Raw genomic sequence first — 508 nt, 5'->3', positions numbered from 1 at the left:
AAAACGCGGTTGCCAAACCGGGCAAAAAACCGCATTCTTGAGCCCGTTCGAATCTGCGCTTTACCCCCGTTTCTGCTGGCTCCATTACGCCGCCCATCCCCGGCTCGATTACGCCGCCCCGTGACAGGCGATCGGGAAAGCGACATTTACGAGCTGTTTTGCACCGCATACGATCTTTGCACCCACTTCCTTGTGCGTACCTGCGTTGACAGGCTCGCGGGAGACGGTCAGCACACGATCTCCAAAGCCATGCAGCATGGTTCAGGTCAAGGGGCTCCACCGCGTCGAGCTTCGCGACGCGAAAGGCCGTCCGATGACCGCGACGCTCGAACTGCGCTACCAGCCTATGACCGTTCTGCCGCCCATCGGCAAGCAGAACCGTTACCGTGCGCCACAGCTAACAGTCCTGCACGCACAGGAACGCGATCCGCCGCCCGGGCGTGCCCGCATCGAATGGAAGCTGATCACCAACCTGCCGGTCCGCTCTCGTGCAGAGGCAATCGAAAAG

1 pseudogene is annotated in these 508 nt (G+C 61.0%); it reads left to right on the top strand.

From position 1 onward, the window contains the following. Nucleotides 1–256: 256 nt before the first annotated feature. Nucleotides 257–508: pseudogene (locus VSR82_RS40010) on the top strand (IS4 family transposase); the annotation flags it as partial.

It is taken from the genome of Burkholderia sp. JPY481 (genome assembly GCF_038900515.1).
In the GTDB taxonomy this organism is placed as follows: Bacteria; Pseudomonadota; Gammaproteobacteria; order Burkholderiales; family Burkholderiaceae; genus Paraburkholderia; species Paraburkholderia youngii.
The sequence above is the reverse complement of the archived record's forward strand: the minus strand, read 5'-3'. Positions and strand labels throughout refer to the sequence as shown.